This is a genomic window from Micromonospora sp. LOL_013, from assembly GCF_048060315.1.
GTDB lineage: Bacteria > Actinomycetota > Actinomycetes > Mycobacteriales > Micromonosporaceae > Micromonospora_E.
In genome coordinates this window covers 72,641-97,098 of sequence record NZ_JBHMIQ010000010.1, presented here as the reverse complement: position 1 = coordinate 97,098, position 24,458 = coordinate 72,641, and the positions used below count along the sequence as shown (strand labels likewise).

Sequence of the window (24,458 nt, the reverse complement as noted above, 5' to 3'; positions counted from 1 at the left end):
CCGCTCCCACCGGGAGTACGGGCCGGTGACCGGTCCGGTTCAAGTGCCCACCCGGACCACTCGCCCCGCCCCGACCGACACCACCCGCCGGTGTGAACTCGCCGGGCGGCCGGGTAGGACCGGTATTTCCCGGGTAGTCGGCGACGCCAGCGGTGACCAGGCCAGATAGTCGGGCCGGGCCGACCGGTACGTGCAACCGGAGGGAGCTGGATGTCCACAGCCGGCTACATCGTGACCGTCGTCGCCGTCTGGGTGCTCTCCGGGATCGTAGCGGTGGCGGTGTTCATCACCCGGCACGGCCAACGCGCCTGGTACTGGTATCCGTTGGGCGCCGTGCTCGGACTGCTCTTCGTCCCGATCGCGGTGGAGCGCGGATCGCGACCGACGGGGCGGTTGGAGACCCGCCCGGCATCGGCCGACACCGGGCCGAGTGCACCCGGCACCGGGCCCCGGGTGCTGGTCGGCCTGGACGGCTCCGCCGACTCCGAGCACGCCCTGCGTACGGCGCACCGGGTGCTCGCCGGTCGCGCCAGCGAGCTGATCCTGACCACCGTGGTCGACGTCGCCGCGGTCGAGCGGGGCGAACGCACCGCCGAAGAGGTCGACCAGCTGGACCGGGCGCGGGACCTGCTCACCGATCGGGCGGCCCGACTGCGCCGCGCCGACGGGCCGCCCCTGCCGAGCAGCATCGAGATAGTCACCGGCCGGCCCGCCCGGGCCCTGCTGGATGTCGCGCGGGCTCGCGACGTGGACATGATCGTGGTCGGGCGGCGGGGCAGTGGACTGTCCAACCGGCTGCTCGGCAGCGTCGCCGACCAGGTGCTCCGGGACGCCACCCGGCCGGTGCTGCTGGCCGCCAGCGAGGACGGTTGAGGTGCGACCGGCGACCGTCGACCGGTGCCGGGCCGGTCCGTACGCCCGGACCACCGCCGCGGCGAGGGGTGCCCGTTGACGATGGTCGCGGTGCTGGCCCTGTTGATCGGGCTCGCCGCCGCCGTACCACTGCTCACCCGCTCGCTCGGCCGCGACGCCGGCTACCCGCTCGCGGTCGGCTACCTGTTGGGTTGCGGGCTGCTCGCCTCCCGGCTGCCGGTGGTGCTGGACAACGGCGCGGTCGGGGTCTCCGCGCGCTGGCTGCCGTCGCTGGACATCGCGTTCGCGCTGCGGCTCGACGGCCTGGCGATGGTCTTCGGGCTGCTGGTGCTCGGGGTCGGCGCGCTGATCATGATGTACTGCCCGCGCTACCTCGCCCCGCACCGCCCGTGCGCCGCGCTCTACACGCTGCTGACCCTGTTCACCGTGGCGATGCTCGGCCTGGTCTTCGCCGCCGACACCGTACTGCTGTTCCTGTTCTGGGAGCTGACCACGGTCTGCTCATTCTTTCTGATCGGTCTGGCCAGTCCGGCGGCGGCCCGCCCCGCAACCCGGGCGTTGCTGGTCACCGCCGGTGGCGGCTTGGCGCTGCTGGCGGCGGTCGTGGTGATGGTGGTCGCGCTGGGCACCAGCGACCTGACCACCATCCTGGCCTACCCCGACCGGCTGCTCGGCTCGCCGGTCGCCTGGGTGGTCGGTGGGCTGCTGATCGTCGCGGCGTTCACCAAGTCCGCGCAGTTCCCGTTTCACTTCTGGCTGCCCAGCGCGATGGTGGCGATCACCCCGGTCAGCGCCTACCTGCACGCCGCGACGATGGTCAAGGCCGGGATCTACCTGCTGATCCGGTTCTCGCCGATCTACGCCGAGCAGGCTGCCTGGACCATCGTGCTGGTCCTCGGCGGGCTCGGCACCGCGCTGGCGGGTGCGTTCCTCGCGCTGCGCCAGCACGACCTGAAGGCCATGCTGGCGTACTCGACGGTCAGCCAGCTCGGGCTGCTGGTCGGGGTTATCGGGGTCGGCACCCCGGCGGCGCTGGCCGCCGCGGTGCTGCACACCGTCGCGCACGCGTTGTTCAAGGCCACCCTGTTCATGCTCGTCGGCATCATCGACCGGGAAGCCGGCAGCCGGGACATCCGACAGCTCTCCGGCCTGCGCCACGTGATGCCGGTGACCGCCACCCTGACTGGGCTGGCCGCGATGTCGATGGCCGGCCTGCCGCCGTTGCTCGGCTTCGTCAGCAAGGAGGCGATCTTCGATGCGTTGATCAAGACCGGGGTCGATCCGTGGCTCAGCCCGTCGGCCGAGGTACTGGCGGTTTCGGCGTCGGCCCTGACCTTCGCGTACGGCGCCCGGATCGTCTATGAGACCTTCGCCGGACCGCCGCGACAGCCGGAGCTGTACGAGCCAGCGTGGACGTTTCTCACCCCGGCGGCGATCGCCGCGCTGCTGAGCCTGCTGCTCGGCCCGGCGGCCGCGCTGCTCGGCCCGTTGATTGACCAGGCGACCGAAAACGCGTCCCCCGGCGGCGATCCGCCGTACGTGGCGTTCTGGCACGGCTTCAACCCGGCACTGGCGTTGTCGGCGCTCACCGTGCTGGCTGGTACGGCCCTGTTCATCGCCCGCAGCCGGGTCGACCAGCTGGTGCAGTCGGTCCGGCTGCCGCCCGCCGGGGCGGTCACCTTCGACCGTTGCTACGGCGCGCTGCTGAGACTGGGCGGGATCGTCGGCCGGCCGACCCGCTACGACTCGCCGGCCGCCCATCTGTTCCGGCCGGTGCTGCTGCTGGTGCTGCTCGGGGCGGCCGGCAGCGCCGCGCTGGGATCGATGCCGCCCTGGCCGGCCGCAAGCGCGGCGGCCGGCGACTGGCCGCTGTTGGTGCTGCTGGCGGTGGCCCTGGCCGGGATCGTGCTGGCCAGGTCGGCGCTCGCGGCGGTCGGGCTGCTGAGCCTGGTCGGTCTGATGGTCGCCACCTGGTTCCTGCTCGCCGGCGCGCCGGACGTGGCGCTGACCCTGATGCTCGTCGAGGTACTGACCGCAGTCGTCACGATGCTCGTCCTGCGCCGGCTGCCGGCCCGGCTGCCGGGCGCCGGGCGCCAGCCGGTCAGCTTTTTCGCCGCCGCGCTGGCCGTCGCCGCCGGGGCCGTCGCGGTGGCCGCGACGGTCGGGCTGACCGGTCGTCGTGACCTGTCCGCCCCAGGGGACTACTTCCTGCGGACTGCGAAACCGGCGACCGGGGGCGGCAACGTGGTCAACGTGATCCTGGTCGAGTTCCGGGCGTTCGACACCCTCGGTGAGGCGACCGTCCTCGTCGCCGTGGCACTCGGGCTGGTCGGGCTGTTCCGGACCGCCGGACGCGGCGTCGTCGGCGGGCCTGGCGCCGCTGGCGGGCCTGGCGGCACCGCTGGGCGCGGCCGCACCGGAACCGGCCCGGCCGTACCGGATCCGGTGCTCCGGTTCGCGCACCGACTGCTCACCCCGGTGATGCTGGTGGTCTCGGCGTGGCTGTTCCTACGCGGCCACGACGAGCCCGGCGGCGGCTTCGTCGCCGCGCTGGTGGCCGGGATCGCGGTCGGGCTCGGCCAGCTGGCGTACGTGGCGTACGCCGGCCGCTCACCGATGACGGCCGGCCGGCTGCGGCCCCGGCCGCTGCTCGCCGCAGGGCTGCTGACCTGTCTCGGGATCGGCCTGTCCGCGCTGCTGGCCGGTGAGCCGTTCCTGACGCCGTCGCCGGGACTGAAACTGTCGGTGCTCGGCTTCTCGGTGTCCCTGGTGACCTTCTTCGACCTCGGCGTCTATCTGATGGTGTTGGGCCTGATCACGGCGGCGGTACGGCGGCTCGGCACGGTGGTCCCGTCGGACGCTGGCGTCGCATCGGACGCGCCGGTCCCGCCGGACGCGGCGGGGGTGCGGGCACCGTGACCGTCGCGTTGGTGATCGGCCTGCTCACCGCGGCCGGCGTCTATCTGATCCTGCACCGCGGCCTGATCCGGGTCGTCATCGGCTTCGTCCTGCTCGGCCACGCCGTCAACATCCTGCTGCTCGCCTCGGGCGGGCTGTGGCGCCGGCAGCCGCCGTTCGGCGACATCGACCCGGCGGCGACGGCCGATCCGCTGCCCCAGGCCTTCGCGCTCACCGCCATCGTGATCACCTTCGGCATCACGATCTTCCTGCTCGCGCTCGCGGTGGTCGACCGGCCGCGGCCGGGCCGACCCGACTTGGAGCTGGGCGAGGCCGGTCCGGACGGCAGGGACGGTCCGGACGGCGCGGCGGGACCGGAGCCGGAACCCGGCCCGGAGCCGGTGCTGACCGAGCCACGGTCGATGTCCGACCAGGTCGCCGAACACGGTCGGACAGCGGCCGGCGGCGACACCGGGGAGCTGCCCCGATGAATGCGCCGCTGCCGCTGGTCGGTCCGATCGTGCTGCCACTGGTAGTGGCCGGACTACTGCTGGCCGTGCCGCGTCGGTTGACGCTGCACCGGATCGGCTGGCTGGGTACCGGCGCGGCTGTGCTCGCCCAGGGCGGTACGCTGCTGGCCGCGACCCGCCGTGGTGAGGTGCTGACCGAACGGATCGGTGGCTGGCCGGCCGGCTTCGCGATCACCCTGGCGGCGGACACCTTCAGCGCGCTGATGGTCACGGTCGTGGCGCTGGTCGTGCTGCTGTGCGGGGTCTTCGCCATCGGTTCCGGGGACGACCGACGGCCGTACCTGGTCCCACTGGCGCTGATGACGAGCGCCGGCGCGTTCGGGGCCTTCCTGACCGCCGACCTGTTCAACCTGTTCGTGCTGATCGAGGTCATGCTGGTGCCGTCTTACGTGCTGCTGACCGCCGGCGCCGGCCGGGAGCGGACGGTGGCCGGTCGGATCTACGTGACCGTCAATCTGCTGGCGTCCACGATCCTGCTGGCCGGGGTGGGGCTGGTCTACGCCGTCGCCGGCACCGTCGATCTCGGCGAACTGGCCGGGGCGGCCGGCCGCGACGGCGCGTTGGCCCTCGCCGGCACCGTGGTGCTGCTCGCCCTGGCGGTGAAGGCCGCGGTGGTGCCGCTGCACGGCTGGCTGCCCCGCAGTTACCCGTACGCGCCACCGGTGGTCACCGCGCTGTTCTCCGGCATCCTCACCAAGGTCGGCGGGTACGCGATCGTCCGGATCGTGGCGGTGGTCTACGACGGCGCGGTCGACTACCGGTGGGTGATCGGGCTGGCCGCCGCCGTGACCATGGTGATCGGCGTCCTCGGGGCGCTCGGCGAGACCACGATGCGTTCAGTGCTCGCGTTCCACATGGTCAGCCAGATCGGCTACCTGCTGATCGGGCTGGTGGTGTTCAGCCCGGCCGCACTCACCGCGGCGATCTTCTTCCTGGTGCAGTACATCCTGGTCAAGGCGGCGCTGTTCCTCTGCGCCGGTGCGGTGGTGGTCGGCTACGGCACCGATCGGCTGGACCGGCTCGGTGGGCTGGCCACGGCGCACCGGCTGCTCGCCCTGGCCTTCATCGGCGCGGGGCTGTCGCTGGCCGGGATGCCGCCGTTCTCCGGATTCCTGGCCAAGTTCCTGCTGCTGCGGGCCGCGGTCGCCGACGGCAACTATCTGATCTTCGCGGTCGCGGTGCTGGTCAGCCTCGGGACACTCATCTCGATGATCAAGATCTGGGATCTGGCGTTCTGGGGCGAACCCGCGCCCGCACCCCCGGACCCGGCCGGCCACCCGCCCGCCCGCACCACCGACGACGTACCGCCGCGGATCGCCACCTGGCTGACCGGGCCGGCGGTGCTGCTCGCGGCCCTCACCCTGCTGCTGGGGTCGGCCGCGCAGCCCCTGCTCGGTCTGGCGGCCACCGCAGCCGACGGACTGATCGACCCGAGTGCCTATGTAGAGGCGGTGACCGGACGGTGACCAGACGAACGCGACGGACGGAAGAGCCCCGTACCGGCCAGGTGGAGAGCCGCACCGGCCGGCGAGCCGGCGGTGGCCGGGCCGGCAGGCCGCGCCGGGGGCCGGTCCGGACGCTGCTGCACTGGCCGGTCCGGACGCTGCGCCGGGCCGGCCGGGTGCTGGGCTTTGTCGGCTACTTCACCGGTCGTCTGGTGGTGGCGAACGTGGTCGTCGCCCGGGAGATCGTCACGCCGGGCAGCGGGCTGTCGCCGGGGATCGTCGAGTTCCCGCTGCGGACCCGGACCGGCACCGAGATGGTGCTGATGGCGCTGGCCGTCGGACTGACCCCGGGCACACTCACCGTGGCGGTCCGGCCGCAACCGCCGACCCTGTTCGTGCACGGTATGCATGCCGAGGACCCGCAGCGGTTCCGTGCCGAACTCGCCCGGCTACAGGACCACCTGCTGCCCGCCGCGCGCCCGGTCGACGCGGTCGACGCGGTCGACGCGGTCGAGCCGGTCGACCCGGCCGACCAGCCGGGGGGAGCCCGCCGGTGACCGGACTCGACCTCGTTCTCGCCGTCCTGGCCCTGGCGATGGCGACGGCGATCATCCGTCTGGTGATCGGCCCGACCGACGCCGACCGTGCCGCCGCCGTCGACTTCGGCTTCTTCGTCTTCATCGCCGGGGTGGCGGTCCTCGCCGCCCGGCTGCGGATCGCCGAACTGCTCGACATCGTGCTGACCGCGACCCTGGTCGGGTTCCTCGCCACGGTCGCGCTCGCCCGCCTGGTGCATCGGAGGAGCCGGTGACCGGCTGGAACGTGCTCGCCGGGGTACTGCTCGGTGCGGGCACCCTGCTGATCGGGATCACCGGGCTCGGCATGCTACGGCTGCCCGACGTCTACAACCGGATGAACGCGGTGGCGAAGGCGGCCAGCCTGGGCCTGGTGCTCATCCTGCTCGGCGTGCTGACCCTGCTGCCCAGCCCACGGACCGCGGCGGTGGTGACCCTGGCCGTGCTGCTGCAGGTGGTCACCGCGCCGGTCGGCGGGTACGCGCTGGCCCGGGCGGCCTACCTGTCCGGTGCGCCGATGAGCCCGCAGAGCAGGTTCGACGCCCTCGCCGAGCAGGGCGAGAGACGGCCGGGCGCGGTGCCGGAGGGACCGGGGGAGGCCAGCCGACCGTAGCCGTCGCCGTAGCCGTCGCCGTCGCCGCCGCCGTCGCCGTCGCCGGAGGCGGCGGTGAGGGCGGTCCACCTGGTTCTCCGACCCGGAGTACACTGGCGCCATGGCCGGCGCCTTCCTGCTCCTTCTCCGGCCGTGCTGACCCACCAGGCCGCCTGATCGGCGCAGCGGCCGTCCGGCGGCGGCAGCACGGCGACCCCTCCTGTGGAGGGGTTTTTTCATGCCCACGACCAACACATCACAGCCCACAACCGACCCTGAGGTGGCGACCGACGATGAGCGAGGCAGTCGAGACCGCGGCGGACACCCCACCGTTCCGGTACACCGCCGCGATGGCCGGCGAGATCGAGCGACGGTGGCAGCAGCGGTGGGAACGTGACGGCACCTTCCACGCGCCCAACCCGGTCGGCCCGCTGGCCGACCCGGCCCACCCGCGCGCCGACGCCGAGAAGCTCTTCCTGCTGGACATGTTCCCGTACCCGTCCGGCGCGGGGCTGCACGTCGGCCACCCGCTGGGTTTCATCGGCACCGACTGCTACGGCCGCTACCAGCGGATGGCCGGCCGCAACGTGCTGCACGCGATGGGCTTCGACGCCTTCGGCCTGCCCGCCGAGCAGTACGCGGTGCAGACCGGACAGCACCCGCAGACCACCACCGAGGCCAACATCGAACGGTACCGGGCCCAGCTGCGGATGCTGGGGCTGGCCCACGACGACCGGCGGTCGGTGGCCACCACAGACGTGGAGTTCTACCGCTGGACCCAGTGGATCTTCCTGCAGGTCTTCAACTCGTGGTACGACACCGAGGCCGGCAAGGCCCGGCCGGTCAGTGACCTGATCGCCGCGTACGAGTCGGGTCGGCGCGCCACCCCGGACGGACGTGCCTGGTCCGAGCTGACCGACCGGGAACGCCGCGAGCTGGTCGACGCGCACCGGCTGGCGTACGTCTCCGAGGCGCCGGTCAACTGGTGCCCCGGTCTGGGCACCGTGCTGGCCAATGAGGAGGTCACCGCCGACGGCCGGTCCGAGCGGGGCAACTTCCCGGTCTTCAAGCGCAACCTGCGGCAGTGGATGATGCGGATCACCACCTACGCCGACCGGCTGCTGACCGACCTGGACCTGCTGGACTGGCCCGAGCCGATCAAGCTGATGCAGCGCAACTGGATCGGCCGGTCCACCGGTGCCCACATCGTCTTCCCGACCGACGCCGCCCCGATCGAGGTCTTCACCACCCGACCGGACACCGTCTTCGGCGCCACCTACATGGTGCTGGCTCCCGAGCATGCCCTGGTCGACGAGCTGGTGCCGACCGCCTGGCCGGCGGGCACCCGGCCGGCGTGGACCGGCGGACACGCCACCCCGGCCGAGGCGGTCGAGGCGTACCGCAAGCAGGCGGCCGGGCGCACCGACGCCGAGCGGCAGGCCGAGACCCGCGACAAGTCCGGCGTCTTCGTCGGCGCGTACGCCACCAACCCGGTCAACGGCGCCCGGCTGCCGATCTTCATCGCCGACTACGTACTGGCCGGCTACGGCACCGGGGCGATCATGGCGGTGCCGGCGCAGGACGAGCGGGACTGGGACTTCGCCGAGGTGTTCGACCTGCCGATCGTGCGGACCGTGACGCCGCCGGCGGACTTTACCGGCAAGGCGTACACCGGTGACGGACCGGCGATGAACAGCGACTTCCTGAACGGTCTGGGCGTGACCGAGGCCAAGGAGCGGATCATCGCCTGGCTGGAGGCGGGCGGCCACGGCCGGGGCGCGGTCACCTACCGGCTGCGGGACTGGCTGTTCAGCCGGCAGCGCTACTGGGGCGAGCCGTTCCCGATCGTGTACGACGAAACCGGGCTGCCGATTCCGCTGCCGGAGGAGATGCTGCCGCTGGAGCTGCCGGAGATCGACGACTTTTCGCCGCGTACCTTCGACCCTGACGACGCCGCATCCGACCCGGAGACCCCGCTGTCGCGAGCCGCCGACTGGGTCGAGGTGGAGCTGGACCTGACCGGGGTGCCGGGTGCGCCGGCCGGCCGGCGGCGCTACCGCCGGGAGACCAACACGATGCCGCAGTGGGCCGGCTCCTGCTGGTACGAGCTGCGCTACGCCGACCCGGCCAACAGCGACGCCTTCGTCGACCCGGCCAACGAGCGGTACTGGATGGGTCCGGCGTCGTCGGCCGACTGCGGCGGTGTCGACCTGTACGTCGGCGGGGTCGAGCACGCCGTGCTGCACCTGCTGTACGCCCGGTTCTGGCACAAGGTGCTGTTCGACCTGGGGCACGTGTCCAGCGTCGAGCCGTTCCGCCGCCTGTTCAACCAGGGCTACATCCAGGCATACGCGTACACCGACGCGCGCGGCGCGTACGTCGACGCGGCGGCGGTGACCGAGCGCGACGGCGGCTGGTTCCACGGCGACACCGCGGTCAACCGCGAGTACGGCAAGATGGGCAAGAGCCTGCGCAACGTGGTCACCCCGGACGAGATGTGCGAGGCGTACGGCGCCGACACGTTCCGGGTGTACGAGATGTCGATGGGCCCGCTGGAGGTGTCCCGCCCCTGGGAGACCCGGGCGGTGGTCGGCTCGTACCGGTTCCTGCAGCGGGTGTGGCGGGCCCTGGTCGACGAGCAGTCCGGGGCGTCCCGGGTGACCGACGACCCGGCCGACGACGAGCTGCGCCGGTTGACGCACCGGGTGATCGACGGCGTCCGGTCGGACATGGACGGGCTGCGGTTCAACACCGCGATCGCCAAGCTGATCGAGCTGACCAACGCGTTGACCCGGCTGCCGGCCACCCCCCGCGAGGTGGCTGAGCCGCTGGTGCTGATGCTGGCCCCGTTCGCCCCGCACGTCGCCGAGGAGCTGTGGCAGCGGCTCGGCCACACCGGTTCGCTGACCTACGCCGACTTCCCGTCGGCCGACCCGGCGCTGCTGCGGGCCGCGTCGGTGACCTATCCGGTGCAGGTGGCCGGCAAGGTCCGGGGCCGCGTCGAGGTGCCGGCCGAGGCCGCCGAGGACGAGGTACGGGCCGCCGCGTTGGACGCCGTCGCCGAGCACCTGGCCGGCCGTACGCCGCGCAAGGTGATCGTGGTCCCGGGCCGAATGGTCAGCGTGGTCCCGTGACCCGCAGCGCCGCGCGGTCCGCCCGGACCGCGCGGCGCCAGCGCAGCAGCAGCACGACGGTGGCCGCCGCACCCAGGCCGGCGGGCGCGGCGGCCAGCCAGTTGATCTCACCGGGGGCGACCACCGCCGCGCCGATCACCGCGTAGCCGACCGCGGTCGGCGCCGACGCCAGCACGCTGCCGATCAGGAACGGGACCAGCCGGGCACCGGTGGTGCCGTAGCCGTAGCTGACCATGCCGAACCCGCTGATCGGCAGCAGCCGGACCATGATCACGCCCAGCACGCTCTGGGTGGCGAACCAGCGGTCCAGCCGGGCCAGCCGTAACCTGATCCGGTCGGCTCGCCCGGCCAGGCCGGCCGGCGGGGCCGCCATCGAGGTCCGGCTGACGACGTACTCCCGGCCGAGCCACCGTCCGACAACGAAGCCGATCAGCGCAGCCAGCGCGGCCGCGGCGAGGCTGTAGCCGGCACCCGCCACCGGGCCGAACAGCGCTCCCCAGGTCAGGGTGATGAACGTGCGGGGGACCAGCACGGTCAGCAGCAGCGCGCCGCCGACCACGGCCAGCACCGGACCGGCCGCTCCGAGCTGGTCGGGCAGCCCGGTCAGTGCCGCCAACTCGGGCCGGGGAGCCAGCAGCACCAGCAGGGCGCAGCCACCGATCAGGGTGAGCAGGGCCGCGAACCGGGCCACCGCCGGCTCGCGCAGTGCCCGGCCCAGCCGCCTCACGTGCGGATCGCGGCCGTCCGTTCGGCCCGCAGCCGGTCGGCCCACAGGTCGTTGAGCGGCGGCAAGCTGGCCGCGCCGATCGCCCAGCGCAGCAGCAGATCCGCCAGCGCCGGGTTGCGGGCCAGCGCCGGGCCGTGCGCGTAGGTGCCCAGGATGTTGCCCCGCCAGGCGCCCTCGCTGGTCCCGTCGTTGCCGACCCCGGCGGTGACCCGGGCCAGCGGCGAGACGCCGTTGCCGAGATGGGTGCGCCCGCCGTGGTTCTCGAAACCGCTCAGCGGTGGTACGCCGAGCCGCGGGTCGATGTCGCCGGCGAGTTCGCCGACCGCCCGGCTCGGTCCCCGGTCGGAGTACAGGTCCAGCAACTCCAGGCCGGTGCACTGGGTGCCCTTGGCGAAGAACGAGGTGCCCAGCAACTGGTAGCCGGCGCAGACCGCGAAGATCACTGAGCCCTGGTCGACCGCGCGGTGCAACCCGGTGTCGGCCCGTAGCCGCTGGGCGGCCAGCGCCTGCGGGCCGTCCTCGCCGCCGCCGATCAGGTAGATGTCGGCCGACTGCGGCACCGGCTGGTCGGAGCGGATCTCGGTGAGCTCCACCGGTATGCCGCGCTGCTGGGCTCGACGGGCCAGGATCAGCAGGTTGCCCCGGTCGCCGTAGGTGGACAGCAGGTCGGGGTAGATCCAGACCAGGCGGAGCACGCTGGGCCCGCCGATCGACGGGCCGGTGGCCGGAAATGACTCAGTTGACACGGTCCAGCTCCGCTCGGATGTCCTGGAATGCGGTGTAGTTCGCGATGACCTCCAGTCGGCCGGGCGGCACCGAGGCGATCGCCGCGTTGAGCGACGGGACGTGCAGGAACGGCACGTCGTTGACCTCCAGCCGGACGGCGAGGTCGAAGGCGCGGTCCCCGGTGATCAGTACCTGGCGGCCGCGCAGCGGCGAGAAGTCGACATCGAACAGCCAGGAGGTGTCCAGTCCGTCGGGGTCGCGGGCGTTGATCGACAGCAGTGTCGGTGCCTGATCAGCCATGTCGAACGCCTCCAGCCAACTGGCCGGGTTCTTGGCCAGCAGCAGCCGGATGGTCCGCCCGTTGCGGACCACCTGCGCGTACCGGCCGGCCACCGAGGTGACCACCGCCAGCCGGGACACCGCGGCCACCGGGCGTACGCCGAACTCGGCGGCCACCGCCAGCGCGGTGGCGGCGTTGCCGATGTTGACCTGCCCGGGCAGTTGCAGCGTCACCTTGTGCCAGGCGCCGCTCGGGTCGATGACACCGTCCTCGTCGACCACCCACTCCGGGTCGGGCCGGCGCAGCGGGCAGCCGGCGCACCACCACTGGTTGTCGGAGCGTTCGATCGCCGAACCGCACTCCGGGCAGACCCACGAGTCGTCGTGCCAGCGCTGCCCGGCACTGAACCAGGAGACCGAGCCGGCGGTCGCGGCCGCCCACACCACCATCGGGTCGTCGGCGTTGGCCACCACCTTGATCTCGGGATGCTCGGCCAGCGCCACCTGCCACAGCTGGGCCATCATCGCCACCTCCTTAGCCCGGTCCAGCTGGTCCCGAGAGAGGTTCAGCAGGGCGACCACCCGGGGGCTGGTGGCCTCGAGTACCTGAGCCAGGTAATGCTCGTCCACTTCGAGCACCGCGTACGGCGTGGTGCCGGCCTTGGCCAGCGCGGAGGTGTGCCCGGTCGGCATGTTCGCGCCGTACGAGTTCGTCGCGACCCGGCCGAGTACGCCGACCGCCGCCGCGGCGAGCCGGGTGGTGGTGGTCTTGCCGTTGGTGCCGGAGACCAGCGCGACGGACCGCCCGGCGGCGAGATGCGCCAGCAGCTCCGGATCGATCTTGAGGCCGATCCAACCGCCGATCACCGACCCGTCACCTCGCCCAGCGGCCCGCGACAGCGCCGCAGCGGTGCGGGACACCGAGCTTGCCACCTTCGCCCGCAAGGGCATCTTCGCGTCCGTCACGCGAGCGAGGTTACCGGACCCTGTCCGGCGCCGATCGACGCACGGACGCGTTGGTACGGTCGACGACCGATGAGTAGCTCAACGGTCGCCACCGCGCTGCGGGCGTTGGCCGAGCTGGCGCCCGCCGCACCCGAGCGGATGTTGGACGTGACCCGGGGCGGCCAGCCGCTGCTCTGGCTCGCCGATCCGGACCGGCACCAGCGTGATGCCGCCACCGACCGGTTGGCCGCGGTCGACCTGTTGCACCGCGACGAGCGGATTCTGCGACGCGGCCTGGGTCTGGTCGTCGGCACCGTCGAACGGGACGGGGTCCGTCGCCGGGTCCGGCTGCCGTTGCTGTCCGAACCGGTCCGGTTGGAGCGTGCGCTGCGTGGTTACCGGGTGGTGTCGGCCGGGGAGTTGGAGCTGACCTCCCTGGTCACGGATCGCGCCGTGGCGGCGAACCTGGAATCGGTGCCGGGTCTGGGCGGGCCGGGTTGGCTGACGGCGACCGGGACGCAGGCATGGCTGGCGGTGCTGTTCACCGTCCGGGATGTCTACGGGGTGGCGCTCGCCGACGGACTACGGGCCTGGGCCGGCCGGGACCTGACCGGCACCGCGCTGGCGGCGGTCTACCAGCCGACGCCGACCGGCGCTGGCGGCGGTGCCGGCGAAACAACGGCGGGGTATGCAGCCACGCCCGACGCCCGGTTCGACGCCGCTGCGGTCGAGTCGCCGTTGCCGCTGACCGCCGCCCAGTCGGACGTGGTCCGGCGGGTCCGGCGGGAACGACTCACCGTCGTGTCGGGTCCGCCGGGCAACGGCAAGGGCCACACCGTGGTGGCCGCCGCCCTGGACACGGTCGACCGGGAGACCGGCCTAATCCGGCTAGCCCTGGAGACCGAGGAACTGGCCGCCGCAGCTACGTCGTGGGAGCCGCTGCTCGGTGCGCTGTCACTGACCGCACCGGGCGCGTTCGCCGCACCCGGGATGGACCTCGCCGGTGCCGCGCGCCAGGTCCGGCTGGCACGCGGCGCGGGCTGGAACTGGCGGACGAGGTGGCTGCGGCGGGCCGCCCGTCGCTGGCTGCGGCGTCGGCTCGGTGTCGCCGTCGACCTCGCCGGGGACACCGACGGTGCGTTGGACCAGGTCGCCGATGCGGTTGAGGCGGCCCGGGCGGTGGCGGCTCGGGCTCGGCTCGCCGCTGCGGGCGGCACTGATCTGGCGGCGTACTGGGACCGGCTCGATGAGGCCGACCGGGAGCTCGCCGAACGGGTCGCGACCGCGATGCGGGACCGCGCCGGCAGCGAGCGTCGATGGGATCCGGCGGCCCGGCGCAACGCCGGGGCGTTGGCGAGCTGGTCATCCTTGACGAGGCCTCGCACAGCGACCAGATCCGGGCTGCCCCGGCGCTGGCCCGGGCCCGTCGGGCGCTGGTCGTCGGTGACCCACGGCAGTTGCGCTTCGTTTCCTTCGTCGCCGACGTGGACGTGGCCGACACGCTCGACCGACACGGTCTGGACGACCGGCTCGACGTCCGCCGGGTCAGCGCCTTCGATCTCGCCGCTGCCAGCGCACCGGTGACCTGGCTCGACGAGCACCGCCGCTGCGTACCGCAGCTGATCGAGTTTGCGGCCCGGCGGTTCTACGCTGACCGGTTCGCGGTCACCACCCGCCACCCGGCGAACGAGTCGATCGACGTGATCGCGGTGCGGCAGGTGGTGTCGGCGGCCACCGTGGACGGGGTGAATACGGCGGGGGTGACCGCCACCGTCGAGGTGGTGCGGGAGCTCGCGACTTCCGGCCGGTCGCAGATCAGCGTCGTCACCCCGTTTCGCGCGCAGGCCGACGCGCTGGAGGCGGCACTGGTCGCAGAATTTCCGGTGGAGCGGATCGAGGAGCTGGGCCTGCGGGTCGGCACCGAGCACACGATCCAGGGCGGCGCGGCCGACACGGTGGTGGCGTCGTTCGCGGCAACCGACGACGATCCGCCGGCCAGGTTACGTTTCCTGGCCGATCCGCACCTTGTTCAATGTCCTGATCACGCGGGCGCGCCGGCAGTTGGTGGTGGTGACCTCGCTGACCGCCGCCGACGGCCTGGTAAGGGAGTCTCTGCGGTACGCGCGCCAACCGCCGCCGGCGGTGCCGTGCGGTGGCGTGGCGACCACCGCCGGGGTCAGCGGTTGGGCTGAACAGCTCGGTGCCCGGCTGACCGAAAACGGCGGCGTGGTGCGGTTCGACTACCCGGTCGGACGGTGGACGGTGGACATCTGTCTCGGTGTCGGCGCCGACACCGTCGGTCTCAACCGTGTGGTCCATCCGGACGGTCCGCAAGCGCACCTGGCGCGGCAGCGGGCGTTGCGCCGGGCCGGTTGGGCGTTGGTCGACGCTTTCGCCTCCCGCTGGAACGGTGACCCGGTGCGGGCGGCGCTGGAGATCCTTGCCGGGCAGCGGGCCGCCATTGGGAGCCGACAGCCGCTACCGCGATCGGGAGCGGACAGCCCCTGCCATCGTCGCCGCGGGCGGTGTCGGTGTCCGCGCCGGACGGGAGAGAACGATGTCGCGCTGTCGGAAAGCGGACCGGCGCCCGCCCGCCCTCCACTCGGCACCACCCCCGCTGACGTGCAGTTTTGTCGGAGAGTTGGGCGTGTTTCGGTCGCGATTCTGGTTGCGGGTGGAGGGAAGTGGAGTAGAGTGGGGCGCGATGGCGGGGCCGGGAGGGCCCGCCGGCCCCGGGGGATGCGGCACCGCGAATGCCGTTCATGGGCAAGGGGGGTTGGGCCGTGTTTCTCGGCACCCATACTCCGCGCCTGGACGAAAAGGGCCGGTTGATCCTTCCAGCCAAGTTTCGGGACGAGCTGGCGGGAGGTGTCGTGATCACCAAGGGGCAGGAACGCTGTCTGTACGTGTTCCCGACGCCGGAGTTCCAGCGGATCGCCGAGCAGCTGCGCGAGCAACCGATGACGCACAAGGCGGCGCGGGCCTACAGCCGGGTCTTCTTTGCCAGCGCGCATGACGAGGTGCCCGACAAGCAGGGCCGGGTGACGATCCCGGCGCATCTGCGGGAGTACGCCGGGCTCGGCCGCGACCTCGTGGTGATCGGGGCGAGCAGCCGGGTGGAGATCTGGGACAAGCAGGCATGGGAGACATACCTCTCCGATAGCGAGGACGACTTCGCGGACATCGAAGAGGGGGTGCTGCCCGGCGGACTGTAGGGCAACGGATGATCGACCGCCCGGCTCTTCGTCGGGTGTCGGTGGCTGACGCGAGAGCCGCCGGTCGGCACCGGTCGTCCGACGTACTGCGAGATCTCCAGCCGCTCCCGCACCTGGCGCCACTTCCCCGGCGCCAGGCGCGTGTTTCGAGCACCGGTCCGGCACGGGCGGTGGGCGGGAGTAGAGCGGATGGGGATCTGGCGGTACGACGAGCGGCAACGCAGCAACCGGGCACGGCACGGCAGGCAGGCCACTGGGGGTCGACATGGGGGAGCTTCGCGGTACGCACGTACCGGTGCTGCTCGAGCGGTGTCTCGAGCTGCTCGCCCCCGCGCTGGACCGCGGTGACCGGCCGACCGTGCACGTCGATGCGACTCTCGGCCTGGGTGGTCACGCCCATGCGGTGCTGGCGGCGTTCCCGCTGGTCACCCTGGTAGGGCTGGACCGTGACCGGGAAGCGCTGGCACACGCCCGGGCGAGGTTGGCCGGGTTCGCCGACCGGGTCCATTTGGTCCACGCGGTCTACGACGAGTTGCCCGAGGTCCTTGACCAGCTCGAGCTGTCCGGGGTGGACAGCGTGTTGTTCGATCTGGGGGTGTCCTCACTGCAGCTCGACGCGCCCGAGCGCGGGTTCGCCTACTCCCGGGACGTCGCCCTGGACATGCGGATGGACCAGGGGCGGGGGACCACAGCTGAGGAGATCGTCAACGGCTACCCCCCGGGGGACCTGGTCCGGGTGCTGCGGGAGTACGGCGAGGAGCGGTTCGCCAGCCGGATCGTCTCGGCGATCGTGCGGGAGCGGCAGCGGCAGCCGATCACCTCGTCGACGCGACTGGCTGAACTGGTCGAGTCGGCGGTGCCGGCGGCTACCCGAAGAACTGGGGGAAACCCCGCGAAGAGAACGTTTCAAGCGTTGCGTATCGAGGTAAACGAGGAGCTGGCGGTGCTGCGCAGGGCGCTGCCGGCAGCGCTGGACGCGTTGCACGTCGGCGGACGCATGGTGGTGCTGTCCTACCACTCGCTGGAGGACCGGATCACCAAGCAGACGTTGGCTGGCCGGGCGCGCAGCACCGCACCGGTGGAGCTGCCGGTCGAGCTGCCGGGCACCGGCCCGACGCTGCGGTTGCTCGGCCGGGGTGCCGAGCAGGCCGGCGAGGCGGAGATCGCGGCCAACCCGCGGGCGGCGTCGGTACGGCTGCGCGCGGCGGAGTACATCGGACAGGCGGCGGTGCGCAGTGCCGGCACCGCCGGGCGGGGAAAGGGTGGGGCCGCCCGCGAACGGCCCCACCCGGGGAGAGCACCACACCGGCCCGACTCGGCGGCGTCCGGGCCATCCACACCGGACGGGATCGCCGGCCGGCGGAGACGTCACGATCGGGGTCGTGACGAGAAGGAGTAGGGGGAGGGGAGATGAACGTCGAGAAGCGCGACCGCTCGGGGCAGGTCGGTCAGCGCGGCGCCCGGGTGGGCGCACCGCGGTCGGGGGGCCGGACCGCGGCGCGGCGCAGCAACCCGTCAGGGGGCTACGTGACCCAGGGCAGCGCGGCGCTGCAGGAGCAGCCCACGACTCAGGACTCGGTCCGGGTCTGGGACAGCTCGGCGGAGCCGGCGCCGCCGCGACTGCGGGTCGCACCGCCGGCACCGGTGTCGGTGCCCCGGGCACCGTTCATCGCGATGATCCTGGTGGTCGTCGTCGGTGGGGTGCTCGGTGTGCTGCTGGTCAACACCAAGATCAACGAGAACGCGGTGCGGATCGGCACGCTGCAGCAGCAGCAGTCGAACCTGGATCTGCAGGAGCAGCAGCTGGAGAAGGAAATCGCGCAGTACGAGGCGCCGAACAACCTGGCCGCCCAGGCTCGCAAGCTCGGCCTGGTCGAGTCCGGTCCGCCAGCGTTCATCCGGCTGCCGGACGGACGGATCATCGGCGTACCGCAGCCGGCCACCGGTGAGCCGGCCATCACCAGCTCGCAGCAGGGGGCGGGGGAGTAAGCCGGGTGGCTGACCGTTCCGATCCGCCGCGCCGGGATCCACGTGGATCCCGGCGCGGCGGCGTCGGTGAACCCGGCCCGATCGGCGGCATCGCCGACGCCCGCGCCTACACCCCCCGGGGTAGGACGGTGCGCGAGTCTGCCGAGCAACGCCGCACCGGCCGCGCCGAACGCAGTCGGGATCCGTTCCGGCCCGCGCTGCAGGTGCTCGACGGGGGTCGGTCCACCAGCGGTCGGCCGCCAGCCCGGACCGGTCCGGCGGACCCCGGCGACCGGGGTACCGGACCACGTCGCGACGCCGACCGGCGGAGCACGTCGCGCCGCGGCGTCGACCCGGACGGGGCAGCGCGGCGCGGAGCCGACTCCAACCGCCACCGGTCGACCACCGGCCATGCCGGGGCGGACGGCAAGTCCCGGCAGGCGTCGTCCGGCTCCGCCCGGCGTGCCCCGGGCCCGGCCCGACAGGGCACCCGGGGCCGCCCACGGCGGCCCGCCACCCTGCCCCGGCTGGCCGACCCCCGGCGCCGGCTGCGGCTGGGCACCTTTCTCACCCTGGCCATGTTCGTGGTGATCGGGATCCGGCTGATCGTGCTGCAGGTCGTTGACGCCCCGGCGTACGCCGACGGCGGCGTCTGGGACCGGATCGGCTCGGTCGTCGTGCCCGCCCCCCGGGGCAGCATCTACGACCGTACCGGCGCTGTGCTGGCACACAGCGTCGCCGCCCGGTTCGTCTACTCCGACCCGGGTCTGGTCGAGGATCCGCACGCGACGGCGGAGGCGCTGTCACCGCTGCTCGGCATCCCCCGCTCCACGCTGCTGGACCGGCTGGTCCCGCAGACCCGCGAGGACGGGCAGGAGTCGCGGTTCGAGTTCCTGGCTCGTGGGGTGGACGTCGAGCTTGCCGACCAGGTGATGGACCTGGAACTGGCGGGTATCGGGGTGGACTACGACGAACGGCGCGAGGTGCCCGGCAACGACCTGGCCGCGAACCTGCTCGGCTTCGTCGGTCTGGACATGAACGGCCTGGAAGGCATCGAGGCGCGCTACGACGAGGTGCTGCGCGGGGTGAACGGGCAGCGGATCGCCGAGCAGGGCAACCGCGACCTGCGGTTGGCCGAGATTCCCGGCGGCTACCGGCAGGAGACCGAGCCGCAGCCCGGCAGTTCGCTGGTGCTCACCATTGACCGGGACCTGCAGTACGAGGTGCAACGGATCCTCAGCGCAACGCTGGAGCAGTGCGCCGTCAGTGTGGCCGCTGCGGTGGTGCTGGACCCGCGTACCGGGGAGGTTCTCGCCCAGGCCAGCGAGCCCACCTACAACGCCGCCGACGCGTGGTCCAGCGATCCGTCCGACCGGCAGGACATCGCCACCACGTTCACCGCCGAACCCGGCTCGGTGCACAAACCGCTGGTGCTCGGAGCTGCCCTGGAGGAAGGGCTGATCGGGCCGGACACCACACTCGACCTCGGTCCGACGATCCGCAAGGGCGACACCACCTTCCGGGACACCCGCCCGATCGAGGCGGGTGTCGCGACCAGCCTGGCCGGTATGCTGGCCTACTCGTCGAACGTCGGCACGATCAAGATCGCCGACCAGCTCGGGCCGGAGCGGCTGCACGCGTACCAGCAGGCGTTCGGTCTGGGCAGCCCGACCGGGGTCGGACTACCCGGCGAGGCCAGCGGCAGGGTGCTGCCGCTGGACGAGTGGAGCGCCTCGTCGTACGGGTCGGTGCCGCTCGGGCACAGCGTCGACGCCACCCCGCTGCAGATGGCCGCCGCCTACGCGGCGATCGCCAACGACGGCGTCTACGTACCGCCCCGACTGGTCCGGGAGATCGTTGACGAGCACGGGCAGCGCGCCCCGACCGAGGCGCCGACCACCCGCCGGGTGCTCAGTGCCGACAACGCCGCCGCGCTGCGCATGATCATGGAAGGCGTCACCACCATCCCTGGTGCCACCGGCACCGCGGCGGCGGTCCCCGGATACCGGGTGGCCGGCAAGACCGGCACCGGTCGGCGGATCGTCAACGGCTCCGTCGCCCCCGGTGCGGTGACGTCGTTCATCGGCATGGCGCCGGCCGACGACCCGCGCTACGTGGTCGCCGTGGTGTCGCACACCCCCGGTGGTGGCTGCGGGGACGTCGCCGCCCCAGCGTTTCGCGACATGATGCGCTTCACCCTGCTGCACTACCGGGTACCGCCGACCGGCACCGAGCCACCCGAGTTCGTGGTGCACCCGTGACGCTCCGTGCCCGGGCGACGTGCGGGAGTCACCCGTACGGACGAAACGCCGCGCGATGCGGAGCGACCGGTACGCCGCTGCGCGGGCCCGGACCGCGGACCGGGTAGGGTCTAGCGCCGTGCCCGGCAATCCACGACCCCGCACCAATCGTCCGATTCCGTTCGCGGAGCTCGCCGCGTCGCTGGCGGTGCCGCCACCGACCGCCGCAGCCCCGCTGATCAGCGGAATCACCCACGCCAGCAGCGACGTCAGGCCCGGTGACCTGTACGCCGCGCTGCCCGGAGCCCGCCGGCACGGCGCCGAGTTCGTCGCCGACGCCGGTGCCCGAGGCGCGGTGGCCGTGCTCACCGATCCAGCCGGCGCCCCGGCGGCTGCCGAAGCCGGGCTGCCCGCCCTGGTGGTCCCCGAGCCGAGGACGGTACTGGGCCGGGTCGCGGCGGTCGTCTACGGCGAGCCGACCCGGCACCTGGCCATGATCGGGTTGACCGGCACCGCCGGCAAGACCTCCACCGCGTACCTGGTCGAGTCGGGGCTGCGGGCCGCCGGCCAGTCGACCGGGTTGATCGGTACGGTCGAGACCCGCCTCGGCGACCTGATCGTGCCCAGCATGCGGACCACCCCCGAGGCGACCGATCTGCACGCGATGTTGGCCGTGGCCCGCGAGCACGGCGTGGTTAGCGTGGTGATGGAGGTGTCGAGCCACGCGCTGGTCCTGGACCGGGTCGGCGGTGTGCGGTTCGCGGTCGGCGGCTACACCAACTTCGGGTCGGACCACCTCGACTTTCACGCCGACGCCGCCGATTACTTCGCCGCCAAGGCCCGGCTCTTCGACGGCCGCTGCGCGGTCGAGGTGCTCAATCACGACGACCCGGCCCTGGAGCCGCTGCGTCGTCCACACACGGTCACCTACTCGGCCGCCGGGGACGCCGCCGCCACCTGGCGGGCTGCGGCGGTCAGCGACGACGGCTACCGGCAACACTTCATCGCCCTGGGCCCGGACGGGATCTCCATCGAGGCCGCCGTCGGGCTGCCGGGGCGGCACAACGTGGCGAACGCGCTGCTGGCCATCGCGACCCTGGTCGCGCTCGGCGTCGATTCGGCCACGGCCGCCGCCGGAGTGGCCGACTGCCCCGGCGTACCCGGCCGGTTGGAACAGGTCGCCGCCCCCGGCCCGGTGCTCGGCGTGGTGGACTACGCGCACAAGCCGGACGCTATCGTCGCCGTGCTGACCGCGCTGCGCGGTCTCGCCGACTCCCGGCGGGGCCGGCTGATTTGCGTGATCGGGGCCGGGGGCGACCGGGACCGGGGTAAACGTCCGACGATGGGCGCCGCCGCCGCCCGCGGTGCCGACCTGGTGATCGTCACCGACGACAACCCGCGGACCGAGGACCCGGCGGCGATCCGGGCCGAGGTACGCCACGGGGCCGACGGCGTCGCTGGAGCCGAGGTGGTGGAGGTCGCCGGCCGGCGGGCGGCGATCGACGAGGCGGTCCGGCTTGCCGGGCCCACCGACGTGGTCGCGCTGCTCGGCAAGGGCCACGAGCAGGGACAGGAGATCGACGGCAACGTCCAGCCGTTCGACGACCGGGTGGAGCTCGCGGCGTCACTGACCGCCCGGTTCCCGGCACTGGTGAGGCAGGCATGATCACGATGACGCTGGCCGAGGTGGCCGAGGCGGTTGGTGGGCGGCTGCAGGACGCCGATCCAGCCAGCCGGGTCACCGGCGGGGTGGAGTTCGACTCCCGCAGGATCGGGCCCGGCGGGCTGTTCGTCGCCTTCGCCGGCGAGCGGGTCGACGGGCACGACTTCGCCGGCGCGGCGCTCGCCGCCGGAGCCGTCGCGGTGCTCGGCACCCGCCCGATCGCCGTCGACGGCGGCGCCACCCCGGTGCCGATGGTGCTCGTCGGCGATCCGCTCGACGCGATGGCCCGGCTGGCCCGGGCGGTCCTGGACCGACTGCCCCAGCTGACCGTGATCGGCCTGACCGGATCGTCGGGAAAGACCACGACCAAGGACCTGATCGCGCAGCTCGTCGCCGGGATCGGCCCGACGGTGGCGCCGGCCGGCTCGTTCAACAACGAGCTCGGCCACCCGTACACCGTGCTGCAGGCCGACGCCGAGACCCGGTTCCTGGTGCTTGAGATGGGCGCCCGGGGCATCGGCCACATCCGGCACCTGTGCGAAGTCGCGCCGCCCCGGATCGGCGTGGTGATCAACGTCGGGGTCGCGCACCTCGGGGAGTTCGGTTCGGTCGACGCCATCGCCACCGCAAAGGGCGAGCTGGTCGAGGCGTTGCCGGTTGACGGCGTCGCGGTGCTCAACGCCGACGACCCCCGGGTGCGGCAGATGGCTGAACGCACCGCCGGGCGGGTGGTGCTGGCCGGAGCGGACTCCGCGGCGACGGTGCGCGCCGAGAACGTCACAGTGGATGACCGCGGGAGGGCCGCGTACCAGCTGGTCACCCCGGCAGGGTCGGCGCCGGTGCGGCTAGCGGTGAGCGGCCGGCATCAGGTCGGTAACAGCCTGCTCGCCGCGGCCGTGGCGATCGAGCTGGGGATGTCCGACCCGGCGGAGCTGGCGGCCGGGCTCGGCCAGCTCCGGCTGGTCTCGACTCGTCGGATGGACGTGATCGACCGGGCGGACGGAATCACCGTGATCGACGATTCCTACAACGCCAACCCCGCCTCCACGGCGGCGGCGCTGCGGGCGTTGGTCGATCTCGGCTCGGGGCGACGGACCACCGCGGTGCTTGGCTATATGGCCGAGCTTGGCGAGTACGAGGAGCAGGGGCACGCCGAGGTTGGCAGGTTGGCTGCCGAGCTCGGCGTGCACCGGCTGCTGGTGGTGGGTGAACAGGCCGCGCCGATCCGGCATGGGGCGGCGGCGGTTGCGACGTGGGAAGGGGAGTCGGTGCTGGTCACCGATCAACAGGCGGCGATCGACCTGCTCCGGCGGGAACTCACCGACGGGGACGTGGTGCTGGTGAAGGGCTCGCGGTACCGCACCTGGGAGGTCGTCGACGCGCTGCGCGACGGATCGGCCTCCGAGGGTACGCCGGTGACCGGGGTCGGGGAGGCGACGGCGTGAGAGCGGTCATCGTCGCGGCGGCCGTGGCCTTCCTGGTGTCGCTGTTCGGCACCCCGGTGGCGATCAAAGTCTTCACGCGGCTCAAGGCCGGCCAGCCGATCCGGGCCGAAGGCCCGGTCATGCACCAGGGCAAGAAGGGCACGCCGACGATGGGCGGCGTGGTCTTCATTGTGGCGACGGTGGTCGCGTACGTCGCCGGTCACCTCGCCCTGACCACTTTGCCGGCCCAGCAGATCGCCCAGGTCGGGCCGACCATCACCGCGCTCGTATTGCTCGGCCTGTTGGTCTTCTCCGGGGCAGTCGGCTTTGTTGACGACTTCCTCAAGGTCCGCAAACGCAACAGCGCCGGGCTGAACAAGCGGGGCAAGCTACTCGGTCAGATCCTGGTCGGCGCGGTGTTCGGGGTGATCGCGCTGTACTTCCCGAGCACGATGGTGGACTCCACCGGCGACGCGACCAACACCGAGACGGTCGGCAGCACCACGCTGTCGTTCATCCGCGACATCGACGCCCTCGACGTCGGCAAGGCCGCGTCGGTGGTCATCTTCATCCTGGTGGTGATGGCCACGACCAACGGCGTCAACCTGACCGACGGGCTGGACGGTCTGGCCACCGGCGCGTCGGTGATGGTGCTCGGCACCTACGCGTTGATCGCCTTCTGGCAGTACCGGCACTGGTGCGCCGACCCGAACTACACCGCCCAGTACTGCTACCAGGTGCGCGACCCGCTGGAGATCGCGTTGATCGCTGGTGCGGCAGCCGGAGCCTGTGTCGGTTTCCTCTGGTGGAACACCTCGCCGGCGCGGATCTTCATGGGTGACACCGGCGCGCTCGGGCTCGGCGGGCTGATCGCCGGGATGGCGATGGCCACCAGGACCATGCTGCTGCTGCTGATCATCGGTGGGCTCTTCGTCATCATCACCATGTCGGTGGTGATCCAGATCATCTCGTTCCGCACCACCGGCAAGCGGGTGTTCCGGATGTCGCCTCTGCAGCACCATTTCGAACTGGCCGGGTGGAGCGAGGTCAACATCGTCGTCCGGTTCTGGATCATCGCCGGGATCGGCGTGGCGATCGGCCTCGGCCTGTTCTACAGCGAGTTCCTTGCGGTGATGGGCTAGCCCAGCCGGCCCGCGCCCGTTGCGGCGGCCGGCCCGACACGCCGGCGCGGTGTTGATGTCCGGCCGCCGAGGGCGGCAGCGC

The 24,458-nt window shown here is 72.6% G+C and carries 19 protein-coding genes and 1 pseudogene; 17 read left to right on the top strand and 3 right to left on the bottom strand.

Annotation, left to right across the window (positions count from 1 at the left end; translation table 11 throughout):
• The first annotated feature begins 210 nt into the window (after window positions 1-210).
• The 8 genes and pseudogenes from ACFHWS_RS09070 (at window position 211) to leuS (ending at window position 10,047) form a co-directional block, all read left to right on the top strand.
• A complete protein-coding gene (locus ACFHWS_RS09070) occupies window positions 211-873 on the top strand; it encodes a universal stress protein (RefSeq protein WP_416551725.1) in 663 nt (220 codons plus the stop codon).
• Window positions 874-948: 75 nt separating this feature from the next.
• On the top strand, window positions 949-3,792 hold the full coding sequence (gene mbhE, locus ACFHWS_RS09065) for a hydrogen gas-evolving membrane-bound hydrogenase subunit E (protein WP_416568014.1): 2,844 nt from the start codon (window positions 949-951) through the stop codon (window positions 3,790-3,792).
• Window positions 3,789-4,112: pseudogene (locus tag ACFHWS_RS09060) on the top strand (sodium:proton antiporter); the annotation flags it as partial. The gene mbhE and the pseudogene ACFHWS_RS09060, both read left to right, overlap by 4 nt.
• 146 nt (window positions 4,113-4,258) lie before the next feature.
• Window positions 4,259-5,767, top strand: coding sequence for a monovalent cation/H+ antiporter subunit D family protein (locus ACFHWS_RS09055; protein WP_416551727.1), 1,509 nt, complete (start codon window positions 4,259-4,261; stop codon window positions 5,765-5,767).
• Between the two features lie 113 nt (window positions 5,768-5,880).
• Window positions 5,881-6,303, top strand: a complete 423-nt coding sequence (locus ACFHWS_RS09050; RefSeq protein ID WP_416551813.1) for a Na+/H+ antiporter subunit E — start codon at window positions 5,881-5,883, stop codon at window positions 6,301-6,303.
• 38 nt (window positions 6,304-6,341) lie between these two features.
• A complete protein-coding gene (locus ACFHWS_RS09045) occupies window positions 6,342-6,557 on the top strand; it encodes a monovalent cation/H+ antiporter complex subunit F (protein WP_416551814.1) in 216 nt (71 codons plus the stop codon).
• Complete coding sequence (gene mnhG / locus ACFHWS_RS09040) at window positions 6,554-6,934, top strand: monovalent cation/H(+) antiporter subunit G (RefSeq protein WP_416551728.1); 381 nt, start codon at window positions 6,554-6,556, stop codon at window positions 6,932-6,934. The genes ACFHWS_RS09045 and mnhG overlap by 4 nt, the downstream gene beginning before the upstream one ends.
• A gap of 272 nt (window positions 6,935-7,206) precedes the next feature.
• Window positions 7,207-10,047 (top strand): leucine--tRNA ligase, encoded by a 2,841-nt coding sequence (gene leuS / locus ACFHWS_RS09035; RefSeq protein WP_416551729.1) that lies wholly within the window; start codon window positions 7,207-7,209, stop codon window positions 10,045-10,047.
• On the opposite strand, the gene ACFHWS_RS09030 is transcribed toward leuS, so the two are convergent.
• Genes ACFHWS_RS09030 through ACFHWS_RS09020 form a run of 3 tightly spaced genes read right to left on the bottom strand, consistent with a single transcriptional unit; the run spans window position 10,031 to window position 12,730 of the window.
• The gene (locus ACFHWS_RS09030) at window positions 10,031-10,774 is read right to left on the bottom strand and encodes a TVP38/TMEM64 family protein (protein WP_416551730.1); all 744 of its coding nucleotides are present in this window, start codon (window positions 10,772-10,774) and stop codon (window positions 10,031-10,033) included. The two genes, leuS and ACFHWS_RS09030, sit on opposite strands and share 17 nt — an antisense overlap.
• Window positions 10,771-11,469: a type 1 glutamine amidotransferase gene (locus ACFHWS_RS09025; protein WP_416551815.1), complete on the bottom strand. Its 699-nt coding sequence runs from the start codon at window positions 11,467-11,469 to the stop codon at window positions 10,771-10,773. Before ACFHWS_RS09025 ends, ACFHWS_RS09030 begins: the two co-directional genes overlap by 4 nt.
• A 40-nt stretch (window positions 11,470-11,509) precedes the next feature.
• Window positions 11,510-12,730 (bottom strand): MurT ligase domain-containing protein, encoded by a 1,221-nt coding sequence (locus tag ACFHWS_RS09020; RefSeq protein WP_416551816.1) that lies wholly within the window; start codon window positions 12,728-12,730, stop codon window positions 11,510-11,512.
• A gap of 84 nt (window positions 12,731-12,814) precedes the next feature.
• Here ACFHWS_RS09020 and ACFHWS_RS09015 point away from each other — a divergent pair, with 84 nt between their 5' ends.
• From ACFHWS_RS09015 to mraY, 9 genes are all read left to right on the top strand, one after another.
• Entirely contained in the window at window positions 12,815-14,308 is a 1,494-nt protein-coding gene (locus ACFHWS_RS09015; protein WP_416551731.1) for a hypothetical protein, read from the top strand.
• A complete protein-coding gene (locus tag ACFHWS_RS09010) occupies window positions 14,209-14,916 on the top strand; it encodes an AAA domain-containing protein (RefSeq protein WP_416568013.1) in 708 nt (235 codons plus the stop codon). The genes ACFHWS_RS09015 and ACFHWS_RS09010 overlap by 100 nt, the downstream gene beginning before the upstream one ends.
• A 591-nt stretch (window positions 14,917-15,507) precedes the next feature.
• A complete protein-coding gene (mraZ, locus tag ACFHWS_RS09005; RefSeq protein ID WP_123602607.1) occupies window positions 15,508-15,939 on the top strand; it encodes a division/cell wall cluster transcriptional repressor MraZ in 432 nt (143 codons plus the stop codon).
• A 265-nt stretch (window positions 15,940-16,204) separates the two neighbouring features.
• On the top strand, window positions 16,205-17,338 hold the full coding sequence (rsmH, locus tag ACFHWS_RS09000; RefSeq protein WP_416567984.1) for a 16S rRNA (cytosine(1402)-N(4))-methyltransferase RsmH: 1,134 nt from the start codon (window positions 16,205-16,207) through the stop codon (window positions 17,336-17,338).
• 11 nt (window positions 17,339-17,349) lie between these two features.
• The gene (locus ACFHWS_RS08995) at window positions 17,350-17,928 is read left to right on the top strand and encodes a hypothetical protein (RefSeq protein WP_123602605.1); all 579 of its coding nucleotides are present in this window, start codon (window positions 17,350-17,352) and stop codon (window positions 17,926-17,928) included.
• Window positions 17,929-17,933: 5 nt separating this feature from the next.
• Complete coding sequence (locus ACFHWS_RS08990) at window positions 17,934-20,168, top strand: penicillin-binding transpeptidase domain-containing protein (RefSeq protein ID WP_416567983.1); 2,235 nt, start codon at window positions 17,934-17,936, stop codon at window positions 20,166-20,168.
• Between the two features lie 55 nt (window positions 20,169-20,223).
• Window positions 20,224-21,813, top strand: coding sequence for a UDP-N-acetylmuramoyl-L-alanyl-D-glutamate--2,6-diaminopimelate ligase (locus tag ACFHWS_RS08985; RefSeq protein WP_416567982.1), 1,590 nt, complete (start codon window positions 20,224-20,226; stop codon window positions 21,811-21,813).
• A complete protein-coding gene (locus ACFHWS_RS08980) occupies window positions 21,810-23,255 on the top strand; it encodes a UDP-N-acetylmuramoyl-tripeptide--D-alanyl-D-alanine ligase (protein ID WP_416551736.1) in 1,446 nt (481 codons plus the stop codon). The genes ACFHWS_RS08985 and ACFHWS_RS08980 overlap by 4 nt, the downstream gene beginning before the upstream one ends.
• The gene (gene mraY / locus ACFHWS_RS08975; RefSeq protein ID WP_416551737.1) at window positions 23,252-24,376 is read left to right on the top strand and encodes a phospho-N-acetylmuramoyl-pentapeptide-transferase; all 1,125 of its coding nucleotides are present in this window, start codon (window positions 23,252-23,254) and stop codon (window positions 24,374-24,376) included. The genes ACFHWS_RS08980 and mraY overlap by 4 nt, the downstream gene beginning before the upstream one ends.
• The last annotated feature ends 82 nt before the right edge of the window (window positions 24,377-24,458 follow it).